Below are 6,000 nucleotides of genomic sequence, written 5' to 3'. Positions count from 1 at the left end.
CTGCGCACTGCGGGGTCTCATCGAGGCCTTTGCTCCCGCAGGAGTCTCGCATATTCCATTTGCTAGGATAGCTTATCATTTCATATTTTCCACAAGATAATCCGAATACCCAATAAATCCTGAATTTTTATAAAAATAGGCATTCGAAACAATGAGTGGCATTATTGTTCTTCACGTAGAACGGGTGCTAACACCTGTTTGATTAGAAAGTTCACTGATCTTCATTATAAACCCCTTCTTTCCAACAATATAAGGTATGACACGATGTCAATGTAAAGAGGAAATGTTTTAGTTCAGTTTTTTTAAGCAAGCTCTATTCAACGAGCGCGATTGTAAAACAAAAAATCGATTCCCTGTACGATAAGAAATCGATTTTTTTAGGTTGGAAATATGCTTAGCGTACAAAATGTCCGAAATGTTGGCGGTACCCCATATAGCTTAACCCCCTTTAAGTGATGGTTATGACATAGCGTTTTTTACAATGTTGCGATAGTAGCCTATGGTAAACAGAGCGAATACAAGATAGATAACCGTGTAAATCGCTATGGCGATGGATGCCGGAAACGCGGTGTTCGACCGGTTCATAAATGAAGCCGCCTTGATAGCAAAGATCGAATGCAGTATACCGATCGATAGAGGAAGAAGGAACACGATGGCCTGCTTTCGTATAATGCCTTTCATGATCATATCCACATCAAATCCGAGCTGACGTAACGTCTTAAAGCTTTGCTTTTCCTGCTCGGCTTCGGTCATTTGCTTGAAGTACAAGATGCTGCCGGTTGAGATCAAAAAGACAAGTCCAAGGAAAGCTGCGATAAAAATGAGTAAGCCTGTCGTCTGCAGCACTTCATTGTACTGCGTATAGAAATCATACGTTAATTGTTCGTCGCTGACGTATTTTGCGTTGTATAGAGAGGAAGCTATGGCAAGCTCTTCCTGGTCCGGAACTTGATACGTATCAAAGTGAATTTTTTTATAACTAGGCGTACCGGCCATTTGTTCTGCGATTTTGTCCATCGTCGCTTCTGACACTAGCAGTTGACGGCCGGGGGCATTTAAATTCATGATGTTCCTTTCCATCAATGTCCTCAATGTATACATAACGGTCTGTCCATGCTGCCCCAGCTCTATTTCGGTTGGATATCGCTTCGACTGCTCATCTAAGTCCCCGGCAAGTGAGGCCCCAGCATTGTACAAAATGGCTTCTCCATCTGGCGGCATGTTGAGGTCTGCGCCTGTTTGTTTAAGCTGTTCTGCCGGAAGCCATAACAAACTTTCTTCAAACTTGCGGGATTCGTCATTCGGATCAAGGATGATGCCCATCGTCAGAACCGCTTCAACGACATGGTGTTGAACATCGATGCCTTCCTTCTCCAGCTCCTTCTTGAACGACAGCGCCTCCTGCGGCTCGTTTTCAAACATAAAATCATAAGGGAGATCACGGCGGGTCTCTTGCTCTACGGAGTAGTAGAAGGAGTAGGCCATGGAAATCATCGTGATGGTCATGGCCGACAACAACGTAATCAAGGTAAGTGAGTTGGCATTTGCTTTCGTATGGTGCATCAGTGGAGCCATCGACAGGCTGTTTGTTAAGCCCAGGTGTCCATCTTTACGTTTGCGGAACCGGTAAAAGCACCATCTGATCGTAGCGCGAAACAATAAGTAAGTCCCTGCAACGATGGATCCGAGCATCAAGAGTGCGTTGAGGAATAACTGTTTATTGATATGACCCGATAATTCATAGCCGTATCCAATCAGCGCCAGACCGAGCAGGGCGAAAATAGCAGATGCCACCGCTTTGGGCGGTTTAGTGAGGTCAGGCCGCTTGTCAGCTTGAAACAGATTCAGAAGGGTGCTGCGATAAACCTTCAGCATCATCTGAATGGACGTGATGACGATGATGAGAAGATAGACCATCAACGTTTTAAAAGCCGCTAGTACGGAGAAGCTGATGTCGACAATCCCTTCTAAGCCGAGCAGATTCAACAAAATCAAGACGAACAGTCTTGAAATCAACGCGCCACAGATGATCGCAGCAAGTAGTGCACCTAAGCCAAGCAGTATATTCTCGATCATTAGATATCGGGCTACCCAGCCTTTGGAAAGACCAATCAGCTGATATAGTCCGATTTCTCGACTGCGCCGACGCAGGAAAATCCCATTGGCCGAGATGGTAAAGATCCCAACGATCACAATCAGCATGACTCCCGCAATTTGAAACCCGGCAGAGAAGTCAACGCTCGGATGTGTCATATTCTGAACAGCCTGATCGTGCTGTAGTGAGGTGAAGACAAAATACAGGCTCATACTAAAGATCAGCGCAAAGAAGTACAAATAATAATGCTTCACATTTTGTCGCATGCTGCGAAGCGCTAATTCAAAAACTGTCAACATGGTCGCCCCCCAGTACAGCTTGCACGTCCAAAATTTCATTAAAGAAGGCATGTCTTGTTTTATCGCCGCGGTACAGCTCGGAATAAATCTTCCCGTCTCTTAAAAACACAACACGGCTGCAATAGCTGGAGGCTACCGGATCATGGGTCACCATTACAACGGTGACGCCTCGCTGTTGATTTACCTTCTCCATCACGTTCAGTAACGAGGAAGCGGATTTGGAATCCAGTGCACCGGTCGGTTCGTCCGCAAACACGATCGAAGGCTGGTGGATCAGAGCGCGCCCGGCAGCTGTCCGTTGTTTCTGGCCTCCTGATATTTCATGCGGATATTTGTGCGATAGTGCTTTAATGTCAAACACATCAGCGATGGCTATGAACTCGCTTTCCGCTTTCCGTTTGCTCATTTTGCTAAGGGAGATGGGCAGCAGTATATTTTCCTTCACTGTCAACGTGTCCAGTAGATTGTAATCCTGGAAAATGAATCCCAGCTTGTTGCGACGAAAGGCGGAAAGCGAGGTATTACTCAGCTTAGAGATATCTTCGTCATCAATTAAAACCGTTCCGTCCGTTGTATGATCAATCGTGGCTAAGACGTTAAGCAATGTCGTCTTGCCTGAGCCGGAAGGGCCCATAATGCCGACAAATTCACTGCGGGTGACGTGTAAATCTATTCCTTTTAATACATGCTGTGTATTTCCTTTAGTACCAAATGTTTTGTGGACATTTCTTGCTTGTAAAACGGTTTCTCCTACATTCAACTGATTCATAATGTACCTCCAAATCATAATTGTTGCTTGATGATAGCTTTATTATACGATTGGATTTTCCGCTTGTCGTACGTTTTACATGACAATCTGGCAAGACAACCTGACAATATTGTCAGGTTCACTATTCCACACCAAAAAACAGCCAGGAGCAATCCTGACTGCTTCATAGCTGGATATTACCCGCCCGCCCCTCTTCGGACAGCTTCGAATGCGTTGGGATTGACAAAAATCATTCGCATCACTGTACCTTTCGTTTGACCGGGCTGCACTTTGAGGGTAATTCCTAATTTATCTGCAACGGTTTTTGCAAGATAGAGCCCAAGTCCAGTCGCTGCGTTTTGAATCCTGCCGTTTTCGCCCGTGAAGCCTTTGTCAAAGATACGCGCCAATTCGTGCGGCTGTATTCCCGGTCCTTCATCGATGACATCCAAAAAGACTTGGCCTGTCTCCGTTACATCCGTCACGATCATAAGTGCCGTATTCGCAGGATTATATTTCACGGCATTCGTCAACAGTTGCCGAAGGATGAAGCGGCACCATTTTCGGTCTGTAATGGCCTTTACATCCGTACCTTCGATACTGACCGCCAGATTTTTTTCCATACACCATGGCGCCAGCTCCCGTACTTCTTCCGCGGCAAGACGCTGTATGGAGGTAAATTCAAGAACATAGTCTGATTCGATCGCGGGCAGACGTGTCATATGCAGCTGACGGTCGACCAACAAATACACCCGCAACCATTCCGCTTCAATTTTACGTATTTCCGGATCACTTGGCAAGGCGTCCAGGATTAGCTTCATGGCGGTGAGAGGAGTCTTCACCTCATGGATCCACGAGGCCGTGAATTCATTCTCGATCAGTTGAGTTTCTTTATAGTCAGAAAGCTTTCGCTTGAACTGAAGGGAGGCCTCCCGCAAGATGTCGTTGGTCATCTGATCTAGGCAGTCCCCAGGCTCAGGAAGTGTCTCAATCCAGTCTAAGGCCATGTCTTCCTGCAGAGCAGCCAACGCGGCGGCATATTTTGTCTCTCTTTTGAAGCGCCATATAAAAAACAGGAGAAAGGACAGAATAAATGAGCCGTTAAAATAAAGGAGAGAAGTAGATGTGACCTGGATGCCTTGATCAAGCAGGATCAGAGCATTGGCTAAGCCGAGCAAGCCTGCAAACAGTAAAATCCAGCTTTTCCTTGCATCAACGTAACGGATAAACATAGCATGGTTCCCCCTATCAGTACATGTTCGTAATCTCTATAAAGTGATGGCCATATAACCCAGCCCTTTTTTTGTCACAATAGCATCTGCCAAATCGATCGTCTCCAACTTCCGCCGCAAACGGGTTATATTCGCCGTGAGGGTATTGTCGTTCACGAACTGCTCGTCCTCCCACAGCTTTCGTATCAAGTCATGGCGCGAGATAATGACATTGTTCGATTTCACGAGCGTGATCAGTATGAAAAATTCGTTTTTTGTTAAATCCACTTCTTTCCCAGCGTTTCGAATTACACCTCGATTCAAATCAATCAAGGCGCCGTTCCATTCAAGAATATTCGATTGCTCTTCGCCATAAGCATATGTCCTCCGGAGAACGGCTTGAATTTTGGCATAAAGCACGTCTGTATGAAACGGCTTCTGGATGAAGTCGTCCGCCCCCATGTTCAGCGCCATGACCATATCCATTGGGTGATCGCGGGAGGAAAGGAAAATAATGGGTGTTTTGGATACAGCGCGAATCTCGCGACACCAATGAAAACCGTCAAATTTCGGGAGTATGACATCCATGATGACGAGCTGAGGCTGTTGTTCAAGAAATGAACGCATCACACCTTCAAAATCATCTGGTCTCGTGACCCGGAACGACCAAGCCTCTAGACCTTTCTTCAACGCAGCAAACAAAGCATCATCATCTTCAACAACAAATATGTTTATCTTCATCGGGCCAGCCTCCTAGTGTCGCAAATTTGACTGTTGTAATAAAATAATTTGAGGTAATAAAGAATTACTCCTCATTAATATATCACAGATTAATGTTTCACCTATGGTGGGGGTACGGAAACGATTCGAGGATTGAAGGGCCACTATGGGAAATATTTACTTTTTAATGGGGGTAGCTTCTTTACTTCCTTTCTGCCAATTTTCTGTACAAAGCCGATCTTGACACATTTGTGATTTTACAAATTTTTTTAACAGTCATATTTCTCTCTCTGTAAAGTTCCACCTCATAGTTAATGCCTTCATATTTCGAATGATATTTTTTTACCCGCCCCCGATATTTCCCCTCTTTTTTGCAAGTCCTATTCCTTCACGCTGACGCATTCGAATAAGATCACGTTCTAATTAGTTCACGATAGGCTTCATTTACAAGAGGCTCTCCTCGAAGAGCTTTTGTGACCCCTGTCTTTATTAACCGGAACCAAGGTTTCAGGAATCCCACCAAAGTATTTCAATGCATGGATATGAGAGATCAGCCAATTAGGTGATTTCATATCTAAAAATGCTTCAATGTAACTTAATTGACTGTAAGGCAATGTTGCAATAAAAACATACACTGGAATCGTTTCACCTGTTGAACGATCTATGGTATGAAGCGTAGATGCCCAATCCACCTCCATAATTTCACCTGGTTTTCTACGCATCGTTAATTTATACTTCTTCGCGTATTTCCCATAATTCTCACAAAAAGTTCGGTAGGCATAGGGATTCTTTCCACTCTCACGTGCATGTTGCGTACTCATGATGCAATAAGGCCAAGGTAACATTCTTTTTCTGCAGCTCCTTATGCACTTTTTCCAAATCAACCGGGAAGTAATCTTTCTCAATAGCTTGTTTCTCCGGAAAGAG

General features: G+C 44.8%; 5 protein-coding genes and 1 pseudogene. All 6 read right to left on the bottom strand.

Going from position 1 to position 6,000, the window contains the following annotated elements:
* Nucleotides 1-459: 459 nt before the first annotated feature.
* Nucleotides 460-2,394 (bottom strand): ABC transporter permease, encoded by a 1,935-nt coding sequence (locus tag IPU53_RS08780; RefSeq protein ID WP_242698157.1) that lies wholly within the window; start codon nt 2,392-2,394, stop codon nt 460-462.
* Nucleotides 2,378-3,163 (bottom strand): ABC transporter ATP-binding protein, encoded by a 786-nt coding sequence (locus IPU53_RS08775; protein WP_207449900.1) that lies wholly within the window; start codon nt 3,161-3,163, stop codon nt 2,378-2,380. Before IPU53_RS08775 ends, IPU53_RS08780 begins: the two co-directional genes overlap by 17 nt.
* A 176-nt stretch (nt 3,164-3,339) precedes the next feature.
* On the bottom strand, nt 3,340-4,374 hold the full coding sequence (locus IPU53_RS08770) for a sensor histidine kinase (protein ID WP_207449898.1): 1,035 nt from the start codon (nt 4,372-4,374) through the stop codon (nt 3,340-3,342).
* Nucleotides 4,375-4,410: 36 nt separating this feature from the next.
* Nucleotides 4,411-5,094: a response regulator transcription factor gene (locus IPU53_RS08765; RefSeq protein WP_242698156.1), complete on the bottom strand. Its 684-nt coding sequence runs from the start codon at nt 5,092-5,094 to the stop codon at nt 4,411-4,413.
* Nucleotides 5,095-5,275: 181 nt separating this feature from the next.
* Nucleotides 5,276-5,496, bottom strand: a pseudogene (locus IPU53_RS08760) (helix-turn-helix domain-containing protein); the annotation flags it as partial.
* 17 nt (nt 5,497-5,513) lie between these two features.
* On the bottom strand, nt 5,514-5,918 hold the full coding sequence (locus tag IPU53_RS08755; protein WP_207449896.1) for a transposase: 405 nt from the start codon (nt 5,916-5,918) through the stop codon (nt 5,514-5,516).
* Nucleotides 5,919-6,000 lie beyond the last annotated feature (82 nt).

The organism is Bacillus sp. SD088, assembly GCF_017355205.1.
In the GTDB taxonomy this organism is placed as follows: domain Bacteria; phylum Bacillota; class Bacilli; order Bacillales; family Bacillaceae_C; genus Lederbergia.
This window is presented reverse-complemented; position numbering and strand designations above follow the sequence as displayed.

Excerpts from the sequence above, each read along its gene's own strand:
- IPU53_RS08780 (WP_242698157.1), bottom strand. The coding sequence starts at position 2,394 with ATGTTGACAGTTTTTGAATTAGCGCTTCGCAGCATGCGACAAAATGTG.
- IPU53_RS08775 (WP_207449900.1), bottom strand. The coding sequence starts at position 3,163 with ATGAATCAGTTGAATGTAGGAGAAACCGTTTTACAAGCAAGAAATGTC.
- IPU53_RS08770 (WP_207449898.1), bottom strand. The coding sequence starts at position 4,374 with ATGTTTATCCGTTACGTTGATGCAAGGAAAAGCTGGATTTTACTGTTT.
- IPU53_RS08765 (WP_242698156.1), bottom strand. The coding sequence starts at position 5,094 with ATGAAGATAAACATATTTGTTGTTGAAGATGATGATGCTTTGTTTGCT.
- IPU53_RS08755 (WP_207449896.1), bottom strand. The coding sequence starts at position 5,918 with ATGTTACCTTGGCCTTATTGCATCATGAGTACGCAACATGCACGTGAG.